The organism is Acinetobacter sp. SW-226 (assembly GCF_055632855.1).
In genome coordinates, this window is record NZ_CM145752.1 from 1,321,597 (window position 1) to 1,347,529 (window position 25,933).

The 25,933-nt window shown below is 39.9% G+C and carries 25 protein-coding genes and 1 pseudogene; 8 read left to right on the top strand and 18 right to left on the bottom strand.

Annotation, left to right across the window (positions count from 1 at the left end; genetic code table 11):
• Positions 1-7: 7 nt before the first annotated feature.
• The 7 genes from purH to ACZ8ZH_RS06325 all read right to left on the bottom strand — a co-directional run bounded on the left by purH (position 8) and on the right by ACZ8ZH_RS06325 (position 6,563).
• On the bottom strand, positions 8-1,582 hold the full coding sequence (gene purH, locus ACZ8ZH_RS06295; protein ID WP_119062911.1) for a bifunctional phosphoribosylaminoimidazolecarboxamide formyltransferase/IMP cyclohydrolase: 1,575 nt from the start codon (positions 1,580-1,582) through the stop codon (positions 8-10).
• A 92-nt stretch (positions 1,583-1,674) separates the two neighbouring features.
• On the bottom strand, positions 1,675-1,944 hold the full coding sequence (gene fis / locus ACZ8ZH_RS06300) for a DNA-binding transcriptional regulator Fis (RefSeq protein ID WP_001086304.1): 270 nt from the start codon (positions 1,942-1,944) through the stop codon (positions 1,675-1,677).
• Positions 1,945-2,324: 380 nt separating this feature from the next.
• A complete protein-coding gene (locus tag ACZ8ZH_RS06305; protein ID WP_119062910.1) occupies positions 2,325-3,224 on the bottom strand; it encodes a DUF3426 domain-containing protein in 900 nt (299 codons plus the stop codon).
• A gap of 18 nt (positions 3,225-3,242) precedes the next feature.
• Complete coding sequence (gene prmA, locus ACZ8ZH_RS06310) at positions 3,243-4,145, bottom strand: 50S ribosomal protein L11 methyltransferase (RefSeq protein WP_086207749.1); 903 nt, start codon at positions 4,143-4,145, stop codon at positions 3,243-3,245.
• Positions 4,146-4,254: 109 nt separating this feature from the next.
• Positions 4,255-5,142, bottom strand: a complete 888-nt coding sequence (locus ACZ8ZH_RS06315) for a bile acid:sodium symporter family protein (protein WP_086207748.1) — start codon at positions 5,140-5,142, stop codon at positions 4,255-4,257.
• 53 nt (positions 5,143-5,195) lie between these two features.
• A complete protein-coding gene (locus tag ACZ8ZH_RS06320; protein WP_119062909.1) occupies positions 5,196-6,074 on the bottom strand; it encodes a bile acid:sodium symporter family protein in 879 nt (292 codons plus the stop codon).
• Between the two features lie 138 nt (positions 6,075-6,212).
• Positions 6,213-6,563: a hypothetical protein gene (locus ACZ8ZH_RS06325; protein WP_086207746.1), complete on the bottom strand. Its 351-nt coding sequence runs from the start codon at positions 6,561-6,563 to the stop codon at positions 6,213-6,215.
• 253 nt (positions 6,564-6,816) lie between these two features.
• Here ACZ8ZH_RS06325 and mnmG point away from each other — a divergent pair.
• The 4 genes and pseudogenes from mnmG (at position 6,817) to mhpT (ending at position 11,219) form a co-directional block, all read left to right on the top strand.
• Positions 6,817-8,696: pseudogene (gene mnmG / locus ACZ8ZH_RS06330) on the top strand (tRNA uridine-5-carboxymethylaminomethyl(34) synthesis enzyme MnmG).
• A gap of 209 nt (positions 8,697-8,905) precedes the next feature.
• The gene (locus tag ACZ8ZH_RS06335; protein WP_228199373.1) at positions 8,906-9,313 is read left to right on the top strand and encodes a tetratricopeptide repeat protein; all 408 of its coding nucleotides are present in this window, start codon (positions 8,906-8,908) and stop codon (positions 9,311-9,313) included.
• Between the two features lie 74 nt (positions 9,314-9,387).
• On the top strand, positions 9,388-9,735 hold the full coding sequence (locus ACZ8ZH_RS06340) for an SEL1-like repeat protein (RefSeq protein WP_228199372.1): 348 nt from the start codon (positions 9,388-9,390) through the stop codon (positions 9,733-9,735).
• A gap of 281 nt (positions 9,736-10,016) precedes the next feature.
• Entirely contained in the window at positions 10,017-11,219 is a 1,203-nt protein-coding gene (gene mhpT, locus ACZ8ZH_RS06345) for a 3-(3-hydroxy-phenyl)propionate transporter MhpT (protein WP_119062908.1), read from the top strand.
• Between the two features lie 387 nt (positions 11,220-11,606).
• Here mhpT and ACZ8ZH_RS06350 read toward each other — a convergent pair whose 3' ends face one another.
• Positions 11,607-12,608 carry a helix-turn-helix transcriptional regulator gene (locus ACZ8ZH_RS06350; protein WP_086207743.1) on the bottom strand — a complete coding sequence of 334 codons (1,002 nt, stop codon included), beginning with the start codon at positions 12,606-12,608 and terminating at the stop codon, positions 11,607-11,609.
• 239 nt (positions 12,609-12,847) lie between these two features.
• Here ACZ8ZH_RS06350 and ACZ8ZH_RS06355 point away from each other — a divergent pair, with 239 nt between their 5' ends.
• Genes ACZ8ZH_RS06355 through ACZ8ZH_RS06370 form a run of 4 tightly spaced genes read left to right on the top strand, consistent with a single transcriptional unit; the run spans position 12,848 to position 16,559 of the window.
• The gene (locus ACZ8ZH_RS06355) at positions 12,848-14,398 is read left to right on the top strand and encodes a circularly permuted type 2 ATP-grasp protein (protein ID WP_086207742.1); all 1,551 of its coding nucleotides are present in this window, start codon (positions 12,848-12,850) and stop codon (positions 14,396-14,398) included.
• Between the two features lie 24 nt (positions 14,399-14,422).
• Positions 14,423-15,025 (top strand): alpha-E domain-containing protein, encoded by a 603-nt coding sequence (locus ACZ8ZH_RS06360; RefSeq protein WP_119062907.1) that lies wholly within the window; start codon positions 14,423-14,425, stop codon positions 15,023-15,025.
• The gene (locus ACZ8ZH_RS06365) at positions 15,022-15,801 is read left to right on the top strand and encodes a transglutaminase family protein (protein ID WP_119062906.1); all 780 of its coding nucleotides are present in this window, start codon (positions 15,022-15,024) and stop codon (positions 15,799-15,801) included. The genes ACZ8ZH_RS06360 and ACZ8ZH_RS06365 overlap by 4 nt, the downstream gene beginning before the upstream one ends.
• 23 nt (positions 15,802-15,824) lie before the next feature.
• A complete protein-coding gene (locus ACZ8ZH_RS06370; RefSeq protein WP_086207739.1) occupies positions 15,825-16,559 on the top strand; it encodes a proteasome-type protease in 735 nt (244 codons plus the stop codon).
• 498 nt (positions 16,560-17,057) lie between these two features.
• Here ACZ8ZH_RS06370 and alr read toward each other — a convergent pair whose 3' ends face one another.
• The 10 genes from alr to cyoC all read right to left on the bottom strand — a co-directional run bounded on the left by alr (position 17,058) and on the right by cyoC (position 25,933).
• Entirely contained in the window at positions 17,058-18,131 is a 1,074-nt protein-coding gene (alr, locus tag ACZ8ZH_RS06375) for an alanine racemase (RefSeq protein WP_119062905.1), read from the bottom strand.
• Between the two features lie 47 nt (positions 18,132-18,178).
• Positions 18,179-19,624: a replicative DNA helicase gene (dnaB, locus tag ACZ8ZH_RS06380; protein ID WP_086207737.1), complete on the bottom strand. Its 1,446-nt coding sequence runs from the start codon at positions 19,622-19,624 to the stop codon at positions 18,179-18,181.
• A 263-nt stretch (positions 19,625-19,887) separates the two neighbouring features.
• Positions 19,888-20,334, bottom strand: coding sequence for a 50S ribosomal protein L9 (rplI, locus tag ACZ8ZH_RS06385; protein ID WP_086207736.1), 447 nt, complete (start codon positions 20,332-20,334; stop codon positions 19,888-19,890).
• A gap of 9 nt (positions 20,335-20,343) precedes the next feature.
• Positions 20,344-20,571: a 30S ribosomal protein S18 gene (gene rpsR, locus ACZ8ZH_RS06390; protein ID WP_004278792.1), complete on the bottom strand. Its 228-nt coding sequence runs from the start codon at positions 20,569-20,571 to the stop codon at positions 20,344-20,346.
• Positions 20,572-20,582: 11 nt separating this feature from the next.
• On the bottom strand, positions 20,583-20,969 hold the full coding sequence (rpsF, locus tag ACZ8ZH_RS06395) for a 30S ribosomal protein S6 (RefSeq protein WP_004696436.1): 387 nt from the start codon (positions 20,967-20,969) through the stop codon (positions 20,583-20,585).
• A 141-nt stretch (positions 20,970-21,110) separates the two neighbouring features.
• Positions 21,111-21,872, bottom strand: coding sequence for a DUF3142 domain-containing protein (locus ACZ8ZH_RS06400; RefSeq protein WP_119062904.1), 762 nt, complete (start codon positions 21,870-21,872; stop codon positions 21,111-21,113).
• A gap of 5 nt (positions 21,873-21,877) precedes the next feature.
• On the bottom strand, positions 21,878-23,986 hold the full coding sequence (locus tag ACZ8ZH_RS06405) for a PA5441 family protein (protein WP_119062903.1): 2,109 nt from the start codon (positions 23,984-23,986) through the stop codon (positions 21,878-21,880).
• A 111-nt stretch (positions 23,987-24,097) separates the two neighbouring features.
• Positions 24,098-24,976: a heme o synthase gene (gene cyoE / locus ACZ8ZH_RS06410; RefSeq protein WP_086207734.1), complete on the bottom strand. Its 879-nt coding sequence runs from the start codon at positions 24,974-24,976 to the stop codon at positions 24,098-24,100.
• A gap of 10 nt (positions 24,977-24,986) precedes the next feature.
• Positions 24,987-25,316, bottom strand: coding sequence for a cytochrome o ubiquinol oxidase subunit IV (locus tag ACZ8ZH_RS06415; protein ID WP_171264398.1), 330 nt, complete (start codon positions 25,314-25,316; stop codon positions 24,987-24,989).
• Entirely contained in the window at positions 25,313-25,933 is a 621-nt protein-coding gene (cyoC, locus tag ACZ8ZH_RS06420) for a cytochrome o ubiquinol oxidase subunit III (RefSeq protein ID WP_086207732.1), read from the bottom strand. The genes ACZ8ZH_RS06415 and cyoC overlap by 4 nt, the downstream gene beginning before the upstream one ends.

Genomic DNA, 25,933 nt, shown 5'->3' on the forward strand with positions numbered 1-25,933 from the left:
TAATCAATTAATGACGGAAGTGACGCATACCAGTAAAGACCATCGCAATGCCTGCTTCATCCGCAGCAGCAATGGTTTCTTCGTCACGCATAGAACCGCCCGGTTGGATAATACATTTAATGCCTGCTTTCGCTGCATTATCAATACCATCACGGAACGGGAAGAATGCATCCGATGCCATAACCGCACCTTCAACCACTAAACCGGCATGTTCCGCTTTAATCGCAGCAATACGCGCTGAGTTAACACGGCTCATTTGACCTGCGCCTACACCAATGGTTTGACGACCTTTAGCATAAACAATGGCATTTGATTTCACGTATTTCGCAACTTTCCAAGCGAAGATCAAATCATCAATTTCAGCTTCAGTTGGTGCGCGTTTGGTCACAACTTTTAGGTCATCTTTGGTGATCATACCTAAGTCTTGGTCTTGAACCAATAAGCCACCATTGACGCGTTTATAGTCAAGTTGAGCTTGGCGTGCGTCAATTGCTGGTAATTCACCACAAACGAGTACACGAACATTTTTCTTTGCACCAGTGACTTCAAGCACGCCTTCAGCGATGCTCGGTGCAATGATAACTTCAACAAACTGACGATCTACAATGGCTTGTGCAGTTGCAACGTCTAATTCACGGTTGAATGCAATGATGCCGCCAAAAGCTGATTCAGGGTCAGTTGCATAAGCCAAGTCGTATGCTGCTTGAATACCATCTAAAGACACCGCAACGCCACAAGGGTTTGCGTGTTTAACAATAACACAAGCAGGTTTTGCAAATGATTTCACACATTCAAGTGCGGCATCTGTATCTGCAATGTTGTTATAAGAAAGTTCTTTACCTTGCAGTTGTTTCGCTGTTGAAACAGAAGCTTCAGTTGCTGTGCTTTCTATATAGAATGCTGCTGACTGATGCGGGTTTTCACCATAACGCAAGTCTTGAGCTTTATTTAACTGTGTATTAAAAGTACGTGCAAACTTGTCTGCTTGACCTTCTTCCTTACCTACACGAGCGCCTAGGTAAGAAGCAATCATGCCGTCATATTGTGCTGTATGCTCAAATGCCTTAACGGCTAAATCAAAACGAGTTTCATAAGACAAAGCACCATTTGCTTTTAGCTCAGCAACAACGGTGTCGTAGTCTGTAGCATTAACTACAATCCCCACAGATGCATGGTTTTTTGCCGCAGCGCGAACCATAGTTGGGCCACCAATGTCGATATTTTCAATCGCATCTGCAAGTGAGCAATTTGGTTTAGCTACAGTTGCAGCAAATGGATAAAGGTTCACAACCACAAGATCAATCGCATCAATGTTGTGTTCAGCCATCACAGCTTCGTCTAGACCGCGACGAGCTAAGATACCACCATGAATTTTCGGGTGTAGCGTTTTTACACGACCATCCATCATTTCTGGGAAACCCGTATGCTCTGAAACTTCGACTACAGCGATATTGTTGTCTTTTAACAACTTATATGTACCGCCAGTAGATAAAATTTCTACCCCAAGAGCTACAAGGTTTTGAGCGAACTCAACAATGCCAGTTTTATCGGAAACAGAGATTAAAGCGCGTTTAATGGTCATGATCTTCGTCACAGTTATCAAGAATTAAAACAAAAAAAGCCAAAAATAGCAGGTAAAAAAAATGCCCGCGGAAGCCGCAAGCATTTTATCATTTATTCACTCATTAAACCGTGAGCTTTCAACTTTTTACGCAAAGTGCCACGGTTAAGACCTAGAATCTCCGCAGCACGTGTTTGGTTACCGCGGGTATATTCTAAAACTACAGATAGAAGAGGTTTCTCCATTTCTGCTAGCACCATGTCGTAGACCTGAGATGGTTGCTCGCCTTGCAATTGTGCAAAATAGTGGCGAACTGCGCGATCTACGTGAATACGAAGAGCGACATCAGACTGTGCAGTAAAAATAGGAGATTTGCTATTCATGCGAATTAATCCGAAAAATCTAAATATCACTTGGGTAAAGTGACATATATAAAGTGGTCTAAAATTAAAATGAACTTCGTTTTAGATCCTAAAACGAGTAGTTCTAAAACTGTACATTTAGCATGCCACAATATCGCTAAGTTGGTCGAAATATAAGCGTAACAATAGTTAAATATTTGTTACTGACCTTTTTTAAACAAAAAAATCTGCTCGATACGCGATATTTGGATAACGCGTATTTTAGCTGATGTTCTATTTGTATTAAAAGACTGAGGAGATTGCAGCACTAAGCTTTCGTGGCGCGTATCATACCATTGTCTAAGAAAAAGTGAGCAAGAAAACTGCATTTTTTTTCACTTTTTTTACATTTTTTTTAAATTTTAGGGCTGGACTATTTCTAAACTGTAATGATTGAAGCTTTTACGGCTTACTGGCAGGGTAAATTTGAATTTGAATGGACTATTTTTAGGAATCCGCTTAATTCCAACTAGACTGTCGATCAAATAGTCATTGGAATGCAATTGATAAGTTGAATCTATTTCACCATCTTCTTTTAAGATCACTTTGATGATCGGCAAAGGTAAGCTCGTTTCATGGTAGTTGATGAGCTCCCCTGAAAACTGGGTTTCCTGTGAGCCTGTACTTTTAACTTTTAACTTATTAATACTGATGAGACTGTAGCGTTCCTGAAGGCTACTACAATTCAGTACAAGACAAACTTTGTTATATGTTGCACCCAATGCTGGGCTGTTATTAATGATATGTGGGTTAAACCATAAATATTGAAAGCACAATAGTGCCAATAAACCAAAATTGATCATTCCCCAAAGCACATAATACATGGGACGTTTTGGCGGTTTAGCTGGACTATGCTCAGCTAAGTTCATCGCAGGATAGTTACCAATTGGATCGGTACTAAAGTAATTTAAATTATTTAAATAGGTTTTGAGATCAATGTTGGAATGTTCAATTTTCAAATTGAAAATATCGAGCAAGTTCGCTGTGGTCATCGAAAGAGCAGCAGATTGTGATAGATCAAAATGGATACTGTCGATATGAGTGGATGAAAGCGCTGGATTTGAAGGCTCTAAATAGTTATTCAAATTCGACGCTTTTTCCTCATTTTCATTAACTGCATGACCCGTCGTCAAATGTGAAAGGGCATTAAAGGTCATTGAGCACTTTGGGCAACAAACCATACCTTGTGCAACGGTCAGTTGTGCAACACTTACTTTATAGATAGTTAAGCATTTTGGGCAAGATGTTTGTTTGTCGCTCATAGTGTTTTAGTGGTTCATTTAAAGGGTGTGGCGTTTACCCGAAATTCGGCACCAGTTTTCATCGCGTTTTTCGACCTCTAATATATCAAAAAATTCAGAATAAACACTAGAAACATCAGAAACTTGCTCTTCAATTACACCTGCAAGTGCGAACTCTCCCTCAGATTTAATTAAAGTTGCGAACTGTGGCGCTAACATCATGAGAGGCCCTGCTAAAATGTTGGCAACAAAAACATCTGCTTTTTGGTCAGCTAGCTCTAAATTGAACTCATCTGGTAAGCCGACATATAGGTTTTCAGAAACACCATTCAATAGTGCATTTTGTTCCGTAGCTAAAACAGCTTGCGGATCAATATCGGTTGCGTAGACTTTCTTTGCGCCTAACAATAAAGCGGCAACACCCAAAATACCTGAACCACAGCCGTAGTCGATCACGATTTTGTCTTTAACATCGGTTTTACCTAGCCATTGAAGGCAAAGGAATGTAGAGGCATGGTTACCTGTACCAAACGCTAAACCTGGATCGAGTTTAATGTTGACCGCATCAGGCTCTGGTGCGTCCATCCATTCAGGAACGATCCAGTACTTGTCAGCAATTTGAATTGGTTCGTAGGCATCCATCCATGTGCGTTCCCATTCTTGATCTTCAAGAAATTCGCTACGCATCGGTGCATCAGGCATTTGAGTACGAATAAAAGTTTCTAATGCGTTTACATCAATTTCTTCGTCGTCTTCTTGCGCATATATACCCGTTACAATAACTTTATTCCAAAGTGGTGTTTCACCAGGAAGTGGTTCAAGTAAGTCTTGGTTTTCTGCATCATCTAGTGTGACACTGACTGCACCCAACGATTCTAAAAGGGTTTCAGTAAAATCGACTTGCGCTTGATCAACCGTAATATGAATTTGTAACCATTTCACAGGAATAACCTAATATTTATGTATAAATAAATATTGTAGCGGAACGGTGCACAGTTCGACAGCATTCCTCAAAATAAAAAAGGATGCCGAAGCATCCTTATGCACAACATTAATTTGGGGCTTGTTCTATACTGGGTTGAACGGAAGGAGCATAACGGTTAAGCAATGTTCCAAAGATAGCAGCAAAGATATACATAAATATAGAATAAACAGCTGCGGGCATTGCAATGGTCGTACTCGCCATTACCGTCAGTGCAATCGTCATGGCAAGAGTACTGTTATGAATACCAATTTCAAAGGCACAAGCACGTGCTTGAGTACTACTGATACCAAAAAGACGAGGAACAAAATAACCGATAACTAAACTACAGATGCAGAACAGAACAGTAGCTAGGCCTACATCACCAATATATTGCATGATATTGCTTCGCTCTTTAGCCACCGCGCCAATAATGATGATGATTAAAAATACTACAGCAAATATTCGAACGGGTTTATTTAGTTTATCGGCGAGTTCAGGTCTGAAATACCGAACCAGCATCCCTAAGCACACGGGGATAATAATGATAAGAAAGACTTGTATGACTTTAGAGAACTGTAAGCCCACATGTTGACCATCATTCATAAAATGTTGAATTGCAAAGTTGACAATTAAAGGTAAGGTGAATGCAGCAATAATTGAGTTAACTGCGGTGAGGGTGATATTGAGAGCAATGTCTCCTTTATATAAATAGCTAAATAAGTTTGCTGTTGGTCCACCTGGAGAAGCTGCGAGTAGCATGAGTCCAACTGCGAGTAATGGTGGTAATGTCAAAACTTTACAAATGACAAACGCGATACTGGTCAAAATGACGAGCTGACAGAACAATGCCAAAAGAACAGCCTTAGGATGTTTGCTGACTCGCTTAAAGTCATTTGGGGTTAACTCTAAACCTAAACCTGCCATAACAATAGCAAGTGCAATAGGTAAAAAAATGGTAATAATACTAGAATCCATTCGCTTATTTTCTCCTTAAAATCATTATTAATAACGGCTGTGAAATTAGTCTATTAAGTTTTGCCTTTTGAAAAATAAACGGTCTTTTTTTGTGATACCAATAAGCCAAAGAGGGTGGCAAAAACAAACATGAAAATAGAATAAATTCCCGCAGGAATTGCCATGGCTGTATTACCCAATACTGATAGTGCAACAGTAATCGCAAGCGCTGTATTATGAATGGTGATCTCAAATGAGCAGGTTAATGCTTGTTTTTCTGTAATATTGGCAATGTGAGGTATAAAAAAACCAATGAACATGCTACTGAAACAAAATAACGCAATTGCTGGTCCAACTTCAAAAATATATTGAATCAGATTGTGTCGTTCTAGATATAAAGCAATGAAAAAAATAAAAAATAAGCAGCTAAGCGATAATATTCGCATAGGGTGGTGTAGTCGTATGGCAAATTTTGGAAGAAAATAACGTAAACACATCCCAGTACTGACTGGAACTAAAGTCAGGAAAAAGACTTTTGCGATTTTTGTTGCAGGTATATCAATGGGTTGAGCTGTTTGCAAAAAATATATCATGGAGAGATTAAGAATAAACGGCAGGGTAAATGTCGCGATGACTGAGTTAGCCGCAGTTAAGGTGATATTGAGTGCAATATCTCCTTTAAATAAATAGGTCATGATAGTTGATGTTGGTCCACCGGGTGACGCTGCAACAAGCATTAAGCCAATAGAAAAAATAGGAGATAAATTTAAAAAATTACAAATGAGGAATGCAATGCCCACCAGTAGCACTAACTGTGAAAATAAGGCAATAAAAATCACTTTGGGGTATTGTGCGAGGCGATAAAAATCAACGGGTCGTAGGTGTAAACCCAATCCCATCATCATCAATGCCAAGGTCAAAGGCAAAAAAACAGTAAATAATTCCGAATCCATGGAATCCCTTTTTTATTGGTTTTTATTTTTCATCTTTGCTTGAGTGTATACCGAATCCAATAATTTACAAGACGCAAAAAAAGGGTAAAAAAGACGATTTTTTACCCTAGTGAAACAACTTGATTTTAGTGGCTTAATCTACATTTTAGGTTTTGGTGCGCTAAATCCGAGTGCACATTTACCTTTAATTTCTTTACCTTCAATATTAATGGACATTGCTTTAGGATCACCGTGGCAGATGCTGGTTAATTCAGCCTCATCACCATGAATGTTGGCGTTTTTTGAGCTCGGGAAAAATTGAGGTTCACAAGTACCATTCCAAATAATGCCACGGTAAGCAAAACTGACGGCTGTTCCTTGAGATTTACCTTTACATACTTGTTGATAGCGTTGGCTATCATAAACTTTTTCGACCTTGTCATTGGCAGATACAAAAGGTGAAAATAATAAACCGCAGAGAATGGATGAAAAAAGAATCTTCTTATTCATAATGTTTACCTTTGGTTGTTGTATGATCAATTTATAGAATAAAAAATGATCAAATTAATACAAGGCTTTTCAGGTAACAAAACGATTCATTTGTTGATTTTTTGCTATTGTACTGCAAGTCAACTTACATAAAATTAGCTTTGAACGGTCTAATACGTTGATGGCATATACAATAAATTCTACGGAAGCAGTCAACTTACAATTGAAAATTTGCTATAATCTTTCGTTATCATTTTTTAATCTCCTTACCACTATGCATTATCCTAAAGTTTACGATGTCATTGTTATCGGCGGCGGTCACGCAGGTACAGAAGCAGCATTGGCTGCGGCACGTATGGGGCGACAGACTTTACTCTTAACTCACAATATTGAGACTTTAGGGCAGATGAGCTGTAATCCAGCGATTGGTGGTATTGGTAAATCGCATTTAGTACGTGAGATTGATGCCTTGGGCGGTGCAATGGCATTGGCTGCCGACAAAGGGGGGATTCAGTTCCGCATCCTAAACTCACGTAAAGGTGCAGCCGTTCGTGCAACGCGTGCACAGGCAGACCGTATTCGCTATAAAGCTGCAATTCGTGACACCTTAGAAAACCAAGCTAATCTCGATATTTTCCAACAAGCGGCAGATGACCTGATTGTTGATGGTGATACCGTAAAAGGTGTTGTGACCCAAATGGGGATTCGCTTTGATGCGAAAACAGTGGTACTCACAGCAGGAACCTTCTTGGGGGGGTAATTCACGTAGGGCTTGAAAAATCAAGCGGTGGCCGTGCAGGCGATCCACCTTCAATTTCATTGGCTCACCGTTTACGTGAATTGAATTTGCCAGTGGGACGTTTAAAGACAGGTACGCCACCACGTATTGATGCGCGTTCAGTTGATTTTTCTGTGATGATTCCGCAGCCAGGTGATTTCCCATCACCGACCATGTCTTTCATGGGTGATGCATCTATGCACCCTGAACAAGTCAACTGCTATATCACACACACCAATGAAAAAACCCATGACATCATCCGTGGCGGTTTAGATCGTTCACCGATGTATACTGGTGTTATTGAAGGCGTGGGTCCACGTTACTGTCCATCTATTGAAGACAAAATTCACCGCTTTGCTGATAAAGACTCACACCAAGTATTCTTAGAGCCTGAAGGCCTAGATACACATGAGCTTTATCCAAATGGTATTTCAACTTCATTGCCATTTGATGTGCAGTTTGAGTTGGTTCGTTCAATTCGCGGGATGGAAAATGCGCACATTTTACGTCCGGGCTATGCCATCGAGTACGATTACTTCAACCCACAAGCGTTAAAGTTTACTTTAGAAACCAAAGCCATCAATAACTTGTACTTTGCGGGTCAGATTAATGGTACAACGGGTTATGAAGAAGCGGGTGCGCAAGGCTTGCTTGCAGGCTTAAATGCTGCGCGTCGTGCGTGGGATCAAGAGCAGTGGACACCAAAACGTGATGAAGCCTATATGGGTGTGTTGGTGGATGACTTGATTACGCTAGGCACGAAAGAACCATACCGTATGTTTACTTCACGTGCCGAATATCGTTTGATGCTACGTGAAGACAATGCGGATCAACGTTTAACGCCAGTGGGTCGTAAAATGGGCTTGGTAGATGACGAGCGTTGGGCTGCTTACTGTGAAAAAATGGAAGCAGTTGAATTGGAAACAGGCCGTTTACAACACCTTTGGGCGGCACCAAACAACCCGATGGGCAAGAAATTTGTCGAAATGACGGGTGCGGATTTATCGAAAGAATGCTCTGCGATTGATTTGTTAAAACGTCCGAATATTTCATTTGCTCAAATTGCAGAACTCACAGGTTCAGAAGTGTCTGCACAAGTGGGCGATCAAATTGAAATCGCGGTGAAATACGCAGGTTATATTAACCGTCAGCATGAAGACGTTGCACAAATGAAGCGTTTGGAAGAAACTAAAATTCCTGCCGATTTTAATTATGATGTCGTTTCAGGCTTATCCCGTGAAATTACTTTAAAATTGAAAGATGTACGTCCTGAAACATTAGCTCAAGCAAATCGTATTCCAGGGGTAACACCTGCAGCAGTGCAATTGATCATGATTACGATCCGTAAAAATGCACAAGCGAAAAAATCTGCTTAATCTTTGAAAGTTATTGAAAAAGTCCGCTTTATGCGGGCTTTTTTTTGGGTAAAAACTGCGCAGGGGCAATATACAATAAAAAATAAGGTGAATTATGTCATTACAGTATAAAAGCGGAGAAGAGATTCGCGCGGGTGATGTGGTTATCTGGCTCAATCAAAGTGGTGAGTTTTATCAATTTGATTGAGCCATTATGAAAGTTTGGGAGCTTGCTAAAACCAAAATCTGTCGGTTTGGGGAATCTAGTCGCGATCAATAATTTAGCAGATAAGTATGAGTATGGTTTAGATGTACCGCTGGATTTAGATATGGCAATTGAACTATATCAACAAGTAGCAGGTCAGGTCATAGTGGCAGATTTAAGTTTAGGCCGTATGTATTTAGAGGGACGAGGGGTTGAGCGCGATTTAGCATCTGCCCGAAAACATTTAAATGTGGTACTGGATGCCCGGATTAGTAGGACAGATGAGATGCGGGTAGAAGCAATGCAATTAATCGCGTCCTTTACAGAAGACAACCCATTGCAGCAGGCACAATATTTTCTTAAAAACGCAAGGGATTACTCAATTGATCAGATTAATGATCAGATCCGAAAAATTGATTCCTTTTACATTTAGATGAAGCCAAACAATTATTTTTTAAACTGTTCTTACTGAATGCGCAAAAGGGTGAAGCTTCCACACAGTATCAAGTGGGTTATTGGTATTTAAATGGTTTCTATACCGAAAAAAATTTAGAGGAAACGGCGTATTGGATTCATAAAGCGGCGGATCAGAAAGACCCGTATGTAGAATGCAAGATTGGATATATATATGAAAAAGGGCTCTATTTTAATGCAGATTTAGACGTTGCAGAAAAATGGTATGAGCGTTCATTACGAAAACTTTGTACAGCGTATACGCCTGAATATGTCGGAGAGCCGCTGAATCCTGAGTATTTAAAAATGTATGACAGCATCAATAATGAAGCACTCAAGGGATTGGTGTGTATTGAAGAAAAGCGACCGAAACGTAGCAGGTGGCAATTTTGGAAGAAATAAAAAGTAAATTTTTTGCGACGATTGCTATTTGCTATGGTTGTATCGTTAATAGCTTTTTATAAATCTAAATATATGTATTTAATAAACTATTTGTATGTGAAATAGCTTTGAACTATAGGTTTATTATGATTTAGGTCTAAATAATGAAGCTATTTATACATTGTAGAGAGTGAATCCCGACCATTGTCGTGGTGTTTATTGATTATGTTTGAGCTGACAATTTAGTCACGTGCTTATGCGTGTTTTGCCATAAGGATGTTTACTATGGATGGAGATCAATCATGGCGTTAACACAACGTGAAAAATTACAAAAATTTCTGGTGGTTTTTTTATGCTTTTGGGTCGCTTTCTTTGAAGGTTTTGACCTGCAAGCCCCAGGAATTGCGGCAAAGGGAATTGCGCAAAGCTTTGCTTTAGATCAAGTGCAAATGGGTTATGTATTTAGCCTTGGTGTGTTTGGTATGTTGTTTGGAGCTTTTTTTGGTGGACGCATTGCAGACTACTTGGGACAAAAGAAAGTTTTGATGTTGTCTATTGGTATTTTTGGGGTATTTTTTGCAATCACAGCCATCGCACCGAATCTTGAAGTTCTATATCTTGCTCGTTTCCTGACTGGACTCGGTTTAGGGGCAGCTATGCCAACCATGATTTCGGTGGTTGGAGATGAAGCTACGGAAGCCAACCGCGGTAAGCTCAATAGCTTGATGTACTGTGGTTTGCCTGTAGGAGCAATTTTTGTTGCAGGCTTAGCGATTTATTTTAAAGACATTCAGTGGCAAACTTTGTTCTTAGTCGGTGGATTGACTCCACTACTTTTGTTGCCGTTTATGGCGATGATTTTGAAAGATAAGCCTAGAACTGTACAGATCGAAACTGAATTTAATCAAGCTGTTCCGAAAATGGCAGATGTTCTGTTTAAAGCACAGCAATATCAACGAACAGTGCCTTTATGGTTAGGTTTCTTTTTTACCCTTATGATCAACTATATTTTAATTAGTTGGTTACCGAATTTATTGATGGAACAAGGTTTAACGAAGCAACAAGCTTTCAGTATTATGCTGATTTTTCAAGTCGGGGCTGTAGTCGGTACTTTGGGTTTGGGCTATTTGTTAGATCGTTTGAAACTTTGGCAAATGGCTAGCATTATTTATGTCGGGCTTGCTGTAGCACTTGTTTTGTTGTTCACAACCGCATCAATTCCGCTATTGGTTTTTGCTGGTGTAATGGGTGGAATATTTTCAACGGGTGGACAGTCGATTTTATATGGTATTTCACCTATCTTTTACTCTGGTGCGGGCAAGGTTACAGGGGTGGGAAGTGCTATTTCTCTAGGCCGCCTGGGTGCAATGACTGGACCATTGTTAACGGGAAAAATTTTAGCACTTGGCCTTGGAGCTACAGGAATTTTAGTCGCAAGCCTACCAGCAGTAATGATTTCAGCGGCAGCTGTGACAGTCTTGTCTCGTTATAAAACGAAAGCATAAGTAACTTTTTGGTGTAAATGGGTATTTAAGAAGCAGACGAGATTGTCTGCTTTTTGTTTTGACAGATAAACTAAGCTTAAGAGTTGTTTAATAGAAAAATAGATAAAAATTGCCAATTATGTTATTTCACAAAATCGTCGCTGTATCTTAAATTGATTTTACGTTCTTAATATGAGGTCAATAACATGACGATGAAATGTATCCGTTTTAACAGTGGAGAACTTGCATGCCAATGCTAGTTTGTATGAATCACCAAAAACAGCGCACTCGTCTTGGTTTAGGGGAGGTATCAAATCAAGATGAGCAATGAAAATGACAACCACAAGCAATTCAAATATCTAATGCCAAAAAAACTGTAAAGCCCCTGAGATTGGGGCTTTTTTTATTTTAATCTGTAACTGTTTGATTCACAGCATCACGCACTTCTTTGGGTTCAATATGGCTAATTTTATTGCCAAAGCTACGTAACCACCACACCAGTTGCGAGGTGAAAGGTACGGTAGCATGAACCAAAATATGTCCATTTCCAAGCGGTTCTAATACTTGATTGGTGCTGAGTTTGGTTTCTTCCAAATACAACGCATCAATTTCAGTCATGGTCAGAGTGAGTGCAACATTCTCTGTGGGTTTAGAGAAGTCAACACGGAAACCCAAAGCACCTGATTCGATATATTCATCAATATCGAAATTAACAGGATGTAAAGCACGAGAGTTCAAAACTGTGGCTGACTTGAAACGGTGCAGCGCGAAAGTTTGGATATCCGTTTTATCGTGGCGGGTACAAATCAGATAAATAATTGCACCTTTTTGGACCAATGCCAGTGGGTTTAATGTATAAGTTTTTGCTTCAATAGCTTGATTTAAGCCTTGATATACACATTCAAGTTGTTTGTCTTGTAGTAGTCCTTCGTAGATTGCTTGTTGTGCTGATTTTTCAACAATCGGAGGAATCAAAGGTTGAGTTGCAGGCACGATGCGTACACGGTTAATCCATTGACGCACATTGTTTTGTGTGGATAGACTTCGGCGAGCCAAGTCAAACCAAGGATTCATTTCTTCAATTAAACTTGGTGGCAGCAGATGTTTTAAGTGTTCCTCAACCATCATAAAAGTGACCGCCTGCGAACTGGTCATGTGCGGTAAACTCTGAATAGGTGCATCGGAGCGCCAGCGCCAACCTTGAGGAACCGTACCATTATTTTCAATAGGAAAACGTTGCGAAATTTGGTTTAAATCACGTTGAATGGTACGTAAAGTAATGTCGATGCCTTCGCGTTGCAAAATCTCTTGCAACTCGCGTGTCCCCATCCATTTTCCAGTAGAAAGGCGGGATAAAATTTGCCACTGACGGTAGAGGCTATTGGACGTTTCTTTTTCTTGTGCAGACATAATGGAATAAAATATAGAAGTCGAAATTACTTACTTGAATGAGAACACAATAAAAAAACTCACTCGTTTAAGCAAGCTTTGCTTTAATTTTTTCAGTTATATTTTTTGACACAACTTAATGCGAAATAGAATTGAAGTGTTTGGCTTTTTATCAATTAATGAAAGAAAGCAATCACCATACCTATGGCATAGTTATTGCTTCATAAGTATTACATACCGATAATAATTGAGAGGTTTGTATGTTTAAAGAAGATAAAGATACAAATGTGAATACGATGTTGGAAGGCTACAACCTAGACCAACCTGTATTGAACCCGATCGACTCTCAAGATCGCTTATCGAGCCAATCTGTTGGATTATTCCATCAAATGACGTCAAATTTCTTTAACGAAATGACGGACGATAACGCGATGTCAGGCGATGCCTGTGTACGGATTGAGCAATGGTTGTCACAGTACAACTTAAAAGAACTTGAAGGATTAAACCAAGTCGCAAAGCAACATTTTTTATATGAAGGTATTACTTTTACTGTTTATGGAGAATCTGAGGGCATTGAACGCACTATTCCTTACGATTTGATTCCGCGAGTAATTGCGAAACAGCAATGGAATAAAATTTCATCGGGTTCCGCACAGCGTGTAAGGGCTTTAAATTTATTTTTACACGATATTTATCATCAACAAGAGATTCTCAAAGCTAAGATTATTCCAGAACTTCAAGTGCTAACACATGAAGCGTATCAGCCACATATGTATGAACATAGCTTAAAAGGTAAAATTTACAGTCAAATCAGTGGTATAGATATTATACGTGATGGTCAGGGTGAGTTTTATGTACTTGAAGATAATTTAAGAACACCATCAGGCGTCTCTTATATGCTGGAGAGTCGCAAAATTAGTGAAAAATTAATGCCCGATTTAATGCAAAAAAGCAATATTTTAGGCATAGAACAATATCCACAATTACTCAAAGAAATTTTGGCTGAAAATGCCTATGTCGATCAGCCCTTTATTGTGGTGTTAACACCGGGACGTTTTAACAGTGCTTATTATGAACATGCCTTTTTAGCCCGTGAAATGGATGTGCCTTTAGTGACATCACGTGATCTTTTTGTTGAGCATGATAAAGTCTATGTGAAAACGATTCGTGGACGTCAGCGTGTTGATGTCATTTACCGCCGTTTGGATGATGCTTATCTTGATCCTTTATGTTTTATGCCAGACAGTACTTTAGGTGTAGCTGGATTAATGTCGGCTTATCTCAGCCATAACGTGGTGATTGCAAATGCGCCTGGCACAGGAGTCGCAGATGATAAGGCGATTTATCCTTATGTCGATAAAATGATCCAATTCTATTTAGGTGAAAAACCTATCTTAAAAAATGTTCCAACATATCAATGCCGTAACAAGCAAGATCTGGCTTATGTACTGGATAACCTTGAGCAATTAGTGGTTAAAGAGGCACAAGGTTCAGGTGGCTATGGTATGCTGATTGGACCGCAAGCTTGCAAAAGCCAAATTGAGCAGTTCAGAGACAAGCTCATGGCTACGCCACATTTATATATTGCTCAGCCTACATTAGAGCTTTCCGTTAGCCCAACGATGACTGAATTGGGTGTTTCAGAGCGCCATATTGATCTAAGACCTTTTGTACTTAGTTCCCCATATCGTACCGAAATCGTCCCTGGTGGATTAACCCGTGTTGCGATGAAAGAAGGTTCACTGGTGGTCAACTCATCCCAAGGAGGAGGAATTAAAGATACTTGGGTTGTAGAAAATTTACATTCATAAATAACTAAATATGAGGGTAGAAGAATGATTTTATTAAGCACCAATGCAGAAAATATTTTTTGGTTAGGACGCTATTTAACTCGTACTCAATATTTGTGTTCACAGTTTCCGTTTACACAAGATCAATCTGCAATGGACTATGCACATGCGTTTTGCCTACCTGCTTTTGATGCTTGTTCGTTGAATGAACTGATTTTAGACCAAAGCAATCCTGCATCATTTAATCAACAATTTCAAAATGCTAAATCCAATGTGCAAGACTTGCGTGGTATTTTATCGGCAAAAGCTTATGCGGAACTAAATCAATTTATCAAAAATGCTACAGAAAATGCAGCTTATATTTGTGATGTTGTTGGTGAATGTCAGGATGTGCTCGAAGCAGAAGCAAGTGATGTATTCTTATTTTTTAGTTTAGGACAAATGATTGAACAGCTTGATAGGCAAATTCGTCTGAAGCAAGAGAAGCATCGTACATTGGTTGAGATTGATAATATTGTTGATGTGTTAAAAGGAATGGGGTGGATTGCTCTCGCTCAAGCGTGGACACAACTTAAAGCACAGCCAGATGCAATGAGTTTTTATCATTTTAGTGATTATATCCAACAACTGTTTGAGGTAGATGTATGAGACTTATGATCAACCATCAGACGCATTATCAATACAGTGAAGTTGCATGCAATAGCATCCAATATATTAAAATGACACCATCGGATAATTCGCATCAGGAAGTTTGCCACTGGCACGTGAGTGTGCCAGGAGTACGTGAAGAGAAACGAGATGCCTTTCAAAATATTTGGATCACGAGTTCACAGCGTGAAGCTTATCAACAATTGACCATTATGGCACAAGGTATTGTTGAGATTAACACGCAGGCCGAGCATGGTATTCAAGATCATCTTAACCCAAATTTATTTTTACAGCCTACGCCGAATACTCAATGTAATGCTGAAATGAAGGCTTTTGCACATCAGTATGTGCCGACAGTTAATCGTGAAAATTTAATGCAACTATCCAATGCAATTTTGGGGCATATTCCTTATGTAGCTGCAGAAACGTCGGTACATACATCTGCAATTGATGCATTTAATGGTCAGCAAGGCGTATGTCAGGACCATAGTCATGTTTTTATTGCGATGTGTAAGCATTTAGGCTTGCCAGTACGTTATGTTTCGGGTTATTTACATGTACCTGAAACTTCGCACCTCGCCAGTCACGCATGGGCAGAGGTGTATATTGATGATGTATGGTATTGTTTTGACACCAGTAATCAATTATTTAGACCGCAGTCGCATATTTATGTAGCTATTGGACGTGATTACTGGGATGTTGCACCCGTTCGCGGTGTACGTGAAAAAGGTGGAGTGGAATCTATGCATTCCATTGTACAAGTTTTAAGTTGTTAAGGTTTAGCTGAAAAGGATGTTCTATGACCTATTGTTGTGCTCTTCGTCTTCAAGATGGTTTGGTTTTTATTAGTGATACACGTACCAATGCGGGCGTAGACCATATATCAGTGTTTAGAAAGCTGTATACCTTTGGGATTGAGGGTGAACGATTTATTGCCATTCAGACCTCTGGAAACTTAGCCACAACCCAAGCTGTGATAGGACATCTAAAAAATCATTTGGAGTTAAGCCAAGAACCCAATTTATATAGTGTCAACACTATGTTTGAGGCCGCAGAGCTGGTTGGGCACACCTTAAAAAAGGTCTTGGCAGATGTGACCTCAGACACGCAGGAACAAAGTAATTATTACTGTAGTTTATTGGTCGGCGGGCAAATTAAAGGTGCAGAAATGCAACTTTATAATATTTACCCACAAGGTAACTTTATTTGTGCAACGAAAGATACCCCTTATTTTCAAATTGGTGAAAGTAAGTATGGCAAACCAATTTTAGACCGCGCGCTACGTTATGACATGCCTTTAGATGAGGCCGTACGATGTAGTCTCATTTCGTTTGATTCGACCTTACGCTCTAACGTCTCTGTTGGCTTACCCTTAGACGCATTGGTATATAAAAAAGATAGTCTGCATGTTCCTGTAGGTAAAAGGATTTACGAAGAGGATCCGTACTTTTCAAGTATCAGTAAGCAATGGTCAGACACTTTAAGAAAAGGGTTGCAAGAACTGGCAAAACCTACAGATGACTATTTAGAATAATAGTCCTCGGTATTAAAAATAGAAACTTGTAGAAGTTTATGCGGCAAATTTTCTATGCAAGTATTTCAACTTCAAGTCATGTACAGCTGTTTTAAGATGTTTGAGATATTTTAAAGCAAGCGCGCAATTTTAATGCGTTGTTGGATGTTTTGGTTGTTCTTTACGATATAGATCAGCATTATTTTTTAATACTTAGTAGGTGATGACGTTGTTTTATGATGATTAATGTCAAAATTATTAAAAGCACCCCAGACATAAAGATATCAAGGTCTTTGAGGTGAAAACCATACGGGCAAGACATTTTCAGGCTTGAGGCATGAAGTATTTGTAACACCTGAAGCGTGTACATCACAAAATGTATGAGATGAGTTTTACTAAATTTGACCCACAGACCATGCACCAACAGTAAATTGTTTAGTTGTTGCAAGATCTTGATGATGCTCAGGTTGATGATGGTTCGCACTGAAAAAAGCCCAAGTTTTAACTTGGGCTTTTTTGTTAGATTTGCTTGCGGGTAGGGCGGTTACTTAAACGGCAAAGCAACTCATAACCAATGGTTCCATTGGCTTCAGCGACTTCATCGACTAAACGGGTATTACCCCAAAGTTCAACTTTTGCGCCTAATTGAGCATTGAGTCCAGTCACGTCAATTGCAATCATGTCCATTGCCACACGTCCAACCACTGGGACAGTTTGTCCTTTAATGGCAACATAGTTTTGCTTTGGAAATGCACGTGGGTAGCCATCACCATAACCAATAGACACAATAGCCAGCTCAGTTTTGTTGTTTGCGACAAAATGTGAACCATAACCAACTGCTTCACCTGCTTGAATGGTATTCAACGCAATGATTTCTGCTGTGAAAGTCATAACAGGTTTTAAGTCCAAGTCATGTGCATTTTTATCGGCAAAAGGCGATGCGCCATAAAGCATGATGCCCGGACGGACAAAATCAAAATTAAGTTCTGGCCATTTAAAAATAGCAGCCGAATTACAACAAGATGCGAGGATCGGAGCACAGGCATTTTTAACCTGTAGGAATTGTTCTCGCTGTTGGTCATTCAGTGGGTGCTGCTCGCTATCAGCATTCGCAAAGTGCATAGCCAGTACACATGTAAAGCCTTCGGCTTTCAGTGTGTTGATGACATCTATAATTTCAGCAACTTTAAAACCTAAACGGTTCATACCGCTGTTGAGTTTGACCCATACTTTAAGCTTGTTTTCGATATATGCAGTTTTATGCGCGAGTAACCAATCGACTTGCTGTGGATGGTGAATTACGCATTCAAGCTTTTGTTCGATGACACTCGACATTTCATCGGCCGTGAAAACCCCTTCAATCAGGGTAATCGGTTGCTCAAAACCGAGTGCACGAATTTCCAGTGCTTCTTCTAAACAGGCGACTCCAAAGGCGTCTGTTTCACTTAAGGCTGCTAAACAGTCTTTGACTCCGTGTCCATAAGCGTTGGCTTTGACCATGCTGACGATTTTCGCGTTTGGGGCAAGTTGTTTGACACGGTTTAAATTATATTGCAGTGCTGTACTGTCAATATAAACTGTTGCTTGACGCACCCTCATTACTCCTACAGGGTCATGGAAAGGCGATGATGAAGCATTAACTATTCTTCATCATCGTACTGAGCATAAAACTCAGGGGATAGATTACTAAAGCGGGTATATTGGCCTTCAAAGGCAAGTCGCACGGTACCAATAGGTCCGTTACGCTGTTTACCAATAATGATTTCCGCTGTGCCTGCTTCTTTGGACTCTTTGTTATAGACTTCGTCACGGTAAATGAACATGATTAAGTCGGCATCCTGCTCGATCGCACCAGATTCACGTAAATCCGACATTACGGGGCGCTTGTTGGGACGGTTCTCAAGAGAACGGTTAAGCTGAGATAGTGCGATCACAGGGCACATCATTTCTTTGGCTAGAGCTTTTAAGCTTCGTGAAATTTCCGAAATCTCGCCTACGCGGTTATCACCCATGCCAGGCACTTTCATCAACTGTAAATAGTCGACCATGATACAGCCCAATTTACCATCGTGCTGTTTCGCAATACGACGTGCACGCGCACGAACTTCTGTTGGGGGAAGTGCAGAGGAGTCATCAATATAGAGCTTTTTTTCTTGCAGTTGCAAAATGGTGCCCGTAACTTTAGACCATTCATCCCCATCGAGTTTGCCCGCACGCAAATGCCCTTGATGCACTTTCCCATAAGAAGAAATCAAACGCATAGCAATCGAATCTGCTGGCATTTCCATGGAATAAACCAGAGCAGGTAAGTCATTATTAAATAGCACACTTTCCACTAAATTCATTGCAAAGGTGGTTTTACCCATTGAGGGACGTGCTGCGACAATGATCAAGTCTCCTGCTTGCATACCTGATGTTTTATTGTCTAGTTCAACAAAACCTGTGGTTAAACCAGTGATGCTACCTTCCATCTGAGACAGTTCATTCAACTTATCAAAAACATCTGCTACAACGGTGTTGATAGCTTTCGGGCCTTGTGCCTTCGCATTGTTATTGTGTTGTTCAGCCAATGAGAAAATATTGGTTTCTGCCAAATCTAAAATTTCACTGACACTACGACCTTTGGTGTCATAGGCATTTTGTAGAATCTCAGAGCTGACTTTAATCATGCTGCGTAAAGTTGAAAACTCTTTAATCTTGGTGGCATAAGTCTCCATGTTATAGAAGCTAGAAGGGGAGTCTGCCATCAGTTGCATTAGATATTCTTCACCGCCTACAGCATCGAGTAGGTTTTGTGTGGTGAGCCAATCATGCACTAAAACAGCGTCATAGGGGGAGCTGTCTTTAGAAAGTTGTGCAATTGCACGGAAAATATACTTGTGGCGTGTTGCATAGAAGTCATTTTCAGTAAGTACATCGCCGACTTGTTCAAAGGACTCAGCAACCGTCATTAGCGCGGCAAGAACAGCTTGCTCTAATGCTAAATTGTGCGGAGGCGTGCGGAATTCTTTCAGTTGCCCTGACTCATTCGGTTTATTGTCTTGTTTCGATGAGCTCTTTTGAGCAGTGGCAGTCGCCTGTGACATATAACGCCCTGATTTTTAATGCAGTAAATGTTGAAACAAAAGTCAATTTCACTGAAATTTTTTTTAAAACTTTCAGTTGATCAGCAATATGCACTTTACCAAAAAATGTGCGTGCTGTGTGTTGAATTGAAAAACTGTGTTATGGATAAAAACCATCATGTTAAAAATGGATTTTGGAAGCCTAAATAGGACTGTGTAAAAAATGGCTTTTTGATAGAGATAAAAAAGAGCATGCCAAGGCATGCTCTTTTTTTTGCAAGAAATTACTCAGATACGATAGTAACGAGAACTTCAGCAACAACATCATGGTGCAATTGGATTGCGATGTTGAATTCGCCAGTGTGACGAAGTGCACCGTTCGGTAAACGAACTTCTGCACGGTCAACTGTAAGACCAGCATTTGTTAACGCGTCAGCGATGTCACGAGTACCGATAGAGCCGAATAGTTTACCTTCGTCACCAGCTTTAGCAGTGATCACGATGTTAACTTCGTTCAATTGGTCAGCACGTGCTTGAGCAGCAGCTAAAATTTCAGCTTCTTGTTTCTCAAGTTCAGCACGACGAGCTTCAAAAGCAGCAGTGTTAGCTTCAGTAGCTGCAACTGCTTGACCTTGAGGGATAAGGTAGTTACGGCCGTAACCAGCTTTAACTGAAACTTTATCGCCTAATTTACCAAGGTTTTTAATGCGTTGTAATAAGATAATATCCACAGCTCAACCTCACTTATGATTGTCAGTGTAAGGGATCAAAGACAAGTAGCGAGCTTGTTTAATAGCAAGCGCTAATTGACGTTGGTAACGAGCTTTAGTACCTGTAATACGGCTAGGAACAATCTTGCCGTTTTCAGTGATGTACTGTTTTAAAGTGTCGATATCTTTGTAGTCGATGTACGTAACGTTCTCAGCTGTAAAGCGGCAGAACTTGCGACGACGGTAAAAACGTGCCATTGATGTTCTCCTTATGCTTCAGCAGAGTCTTGAGCTTGTTGTGCTTCTTCACGTTGAGCTTTACGCGCACGTTTTTCTTCAGCACTCTTAGCCAATAGTGACTCTTCAGTGATAGCGTTTTCACGACGGATGATTAAGCTACGAATAATTGCATCGTTGTAACGGAACAATTCTTCCAACTCATCAAGAGTAGTTTGACCACACTCAACATTCATAAGAATGTAGTGAGCTTTGTGGATCTTGTTGATTGGGTAAGCCAATTGACGACGGCCCCAGTCTTCAAGACGGTGGATTTGACCTTCAGCTTCTTTGATGTGAGTTAGGTAACGTTCTACCATACCCACAACTTGATCGCTTTGATCTGGGTGTACCAGAAGTACGATTTCGTAGTGACGCATTGTCAGCTCCTTACGGATTATACAGCCCCTAACATAATTGTTAGAAGCAAGGAGTCACAACCAAGGTTGTGTCGCATTAGATGCGAAGGGGGAATTTTAGAGACTTTGCTCGCCAAATTCAAGGACTTCTCTTAAAAAGCCCTAATTATTTTGAGGTTTTGAGCGTAAAAGGAAGACCACATAACCTTCAAAGTTTGTATCATTCGCAAGCTTTGGCGGGCTTCGCCACTCACCGTGTTGAACGATGCCAATTTTATAAGGAAGTTTCAGTGCTGAAACTTTCTTTAGATAAGCTGCATAATTGGGTATGGTCGTTGAGCCTTGATAAGTTTGGATAACCAACTCATTGATGGTGTTATTGAGGAGCTTTAACGTCTCCTGATTTGTGACATTGGTCCAGTCCATTAAACCTGTGATACTGAGTTGATAGTGTTGAGGCAATTGTTTTCTTAATTGGCTTAAAAATAGGGCATATTGGTGAATGTGTTTGGTTTTGGCATCGAAATCAATTTGTATGCCTTGAATATGATTCCCTGCATTTTCCCATTGCTGAACGCGTTTTAAAATTTGTGTAAGCTCATGGCCTTGCCAGTTTAAATGATAATTACGAAAAACCAGCCACACCTTTTGTTGAGGAATATTTAAAACCTGCACCCCTTGTGGAATGAGGTATGAATGATGAGTTTGCGGATGTAGACGAACTTCACCCTGTAATATATAAATTTCTTTGGCTGTTTTGAGATAAGGGGCTGATGAAATGTTGCCCCAAACCCAAAATGAATCATAGTCTTCGGCATTTACTTGACCAGATGTTAATGTTGAAGCTGACTGACTTGGCTGACAAGCCATGATGCCCAACATACAGATCAACATTAGGCCAAATGAAAAAAACTGCTTTATCATGAATCTTACCAGTAATACTTTAAAGATTGTGCCCAAGAGGTATTTGGATAGTCTTGTTTCATTTGATCGAACCATTGTTTACGGGTGGATTTAGCAACTTCTGCATCCTGACAGTCATTCATTCCGCTTGGTGAATAACACATGATTGAGCGATAAAGTGCATAAGCTTTTAAATCGGGTATAGAACTGGATTTGATAATGTCTTTATACACTTGGCCACGGGTAAAAATTGTACCTTGGAAGCGAGCGGTTTCTTTTTCTAAAGCGGTGACATAAGTGATGTTGTAGCCTTGAGGCGAGCGTGCATATTCACCCAGACACAGTTGGAGTTTTAAATCTTGAGGTGAATTTTCCAGTTTTTGAGTCAGGTTGAATAAGTCAGGGCATTGAATCTGCGCAGTGATTTTTGTTCCTGTCCAAATGAAATCACTGAAGGGTGGCTGATTTTTATAGTTCGTATATGTTTCCGAATCATATTTATACTTTGCTGCGTCTTGTGGTAGCAGTACAAAGCCTTGATTAAACAGCTTATAGTTTTGATGAATTAATGAATTTTGCAAAGCTTTATACAAGGCTAAATTTTTTTGGTCAGTACTTGATGTTTTAGTCTGAATGATGTGCATTAAGCTTTTTTCATTGGCTTCATTTTCAATAAAGCTTTTTTGCAATGAAGCTTGTTTGATTTTAGCATCTGCGCTGATAAAAGCGCTGGCATTTTGCTGTTGGGCATAATGTGGATACAACATCAGCTCAAATAAACCACGCTGTTCGATTGTTTTAGCTCGGTCTAACCAATTTTCCCAATATTGCTGGGCATTTTGAGTTTGTCCGAGTTTTTCTAAAATACGACCTTTTAACAGTATTTGACTGAGTTGCAGGTAACTATTGGTTGAATTTGAGGAATGTTCTGGCAAATATTTTAAAGCTTCGGCTGGCTTATTCTGTACAAAGAATAAGTGATTGGCTTGTAGGTATTGGAACAGTTCTGGCTGACTCTTAAATCGTGTTTTTTGGTTGTTGAGTTCAGACCAGCTCAAGATTTTAGCTTCTGCCGATGTTGCCTGACGCATTTGCATTAAATCTGAAATGGCTAGAAAGAAGGGATCTTTTAAATTTTTTGCATTGAATGAGCGGCTTTGAAAAACATGGCGATCCATTTCGAAAACTAGATTATCGAGTTCTAAATTATAGTATTTCGACTCTGGATGATTGATTTGCCATGCGAGCTCGTTGGTTAAGAGTTCGGTATTGCCACTTAGCCAATAACAACGACGCAGCAAACCACGTGCGCTGGCTGCATATTTTCCATTGGGAAAACGCTTGAAATATGTAGCGATATGCTCATAGGTATTTTTGAGTAAAGTCTGATCTACTTTATCTATTTTTAAGTCACCATATTTACCAACTCCAGATTGGTAGCTTTCATTGAGGCTGCTACGAATCAACATATATTGAGAGGTTTCTTGGATCCAAGGATGATCAACCGTAGTTAATACTGAGTAAATTTTAGTTGCTATGGAAAAGTTACTATTGTAAAAGGCAATGGTTGCATTTAGATAAGACGCATATTGACGTGCTTGAATTGACCAGTTCGGATTAACTTGAATGAGGGCTAGATCACGGTCGCAGGCCGAGATATTTTGTCTTTTTTGAATCAGTAAATCTTTTTCCGCTTTGCTGAGATTTTTGTCGGCTTTTACCTGCTGTGTAAATTGATCCGAACCATTGTCTAAACTAGAGCAATGTTCTTGGTAGGGTGTCTTTTCATTACTTGGTTTTAAGCGAGCATTGGGGCGTTTATTGGTTACACTTTCAAACAGTGTTTTAGCCGCAAATGGTACGTTGCTATATTCGGTTTCCCAAAGCGGGCTATTTGGTTGATTAAAATTCAATTTGGCCAACCCCATGTCGCTCAGGAGTAGAAGCATATTGGTTTGGTTGTCATTAGCAGGCGTGAGTGCTGGTAAATTGTCACAGGCTGTATAGGCATTGGTTTGGATGTTGGTCGATGGGTAGCAAGAAACATCAAAACCAGAAAAACTGTGCGTGCTATAAGCAAGACTGATAGGAAACAAACCAATAAAAATAGATTTTTTTAAGAATTGTGATGGCATTTTGATTGCAGTGCATGAGTTATTGTTGTGCCTGCTATAGTAACAATTTAAAGATTAGACTTAAATATTAAATAAGTTGAAATAAAAAAGATAGAGAGAACTCTATCTTTTTTAAAACAGTGGCAAATGTGGAGCAGGTGAGACGTAGCTAAAACTAAAACTAAAACTTAATGCGGTAATTAAAATCACTGAATATAAGAAATAGCGTTTCGCCCATAATTGATCATCTTCGGCTTTAAAACCAATCAGTGATAAATACACCCAATAAGCACAAAGTGCATTAAAAGTGATGAGGAAAAACACATTGGTATAGCCAAAACAATACAAACCATTTAACACCGCAGCAAACAGCAAGACATAAATCAAGCTTTCAACTTTTGTACGAAAAATTGAACGTGCGACAGGTAAAATTGGAATGCCTGCATTTTTATAGTCATTAAAGCGGTATACCGCAATTCCCCATGAATGAGGCATTTGCCAAAGTGCATATGCTAAGAAAATTAGTAATGCGGCAACATCAAATTCATTGGTCACAGCTGTATAACCGATCACTGGTGGACTAGCACCAGAAATACTTCCAATCACGGTTTGGTGAATAGATGTACGTTTGCTCCATAGACTATAAAAAATCACATAAACCACGAAACCAAGTACAGCAAAGCCAAAGGCATAGGCATTTACAAAGAACCAGAGTAGGGCAAAGCCCAATATTCCGAGCGCAGCAGAAAATGCTAGAGCAACGGAAGGACTGATGGTTTTTTTAACTAATGCACGGTTCATCGTCCGTTCCATCTTTTGATCAATATCTTGATCAATGACGTTATTGACGACACAGCCAGAAGCAACAACTAATGTTGTACCAAGTAGTGTGATGATAAGAAGAAGGAAATCTACAGACCCCTGAGCGGCTAAAAAGAAGCCGCCCAGAGTGGTAACGAAGTTACCAAAGAGAATTCCTGGTTTAGTCAGGAATAAATACTTTTTCAGCATGACAACCAGTTTAGATCATCATGTTGTAGTGTAAGTAGTTCATAATCCATACAGAGCCAACCAGAAGTACGGCAATACAAAGTACTGTATAGATAAATGCAATCACGTTCCAACGTTGCTCTGAAGATGAGTTCATGTGCAAGAAGTAAACTAATTGAACAAGAACCTGAGCAGCCGCTGTAATTGCAATAACAGTCATCAAAATACCACGGCCAAAACCGCCAGTCATAACCATACCGAATGGAATTACGGTGAGGATAACTGAAAGGATGAAACCAATCGTATATTGCTTCGTGTTACCGTGTGAAGCACCAGCAGAGTTATGATCGTGACTCATTATAGAACTCCCATCAAGTAAACTACGCTGAATACACAGATCCAAACGATGTCAAGGAAGTGCCAGAACAAGCTTAGGCAAGCAAGGCGGCGCGTGTTTGGAAGAGTCAAACCATTTTTCTTGATTTGAATCATTAACACGATCATCCAGACTAAGCCAGAAGTTACGTGAATACCGTGCGTACCTACTAAAGTAAAGAACGACGATAAGAACGCACTCACGCTTGGACCATGGCCAGCATGAACTAAGTGATGAAACTCATATAGTTCCATACCGATGAATGAAGCACCGAATAACCAAGTGATCGCTAACCAAGCTAACACTTGGTTGACGTTCTTTTTGTATGCAGCAAGAACCGCAAAACCAAAAGTCACAGAAGAGATCAAGAGAGCAAAAGTTTCAGTTAAAACGAAACCTAAAGACTCACCAAATAGTTCTTTTGCACTTGGTGTACCCATAGGTACATGGCTACTTAATACAGCGAATGCAATGAAGAGTGTACCGAATAAGATCAAGTCACTCATCAAATAAGTCCAAAAACCAAAGACGGTGATATCCGTATCATCGTGGTGATGATGCTCATCGTGTCCGTGGTTTTCGTGATGAAGTACGTCAGCCAT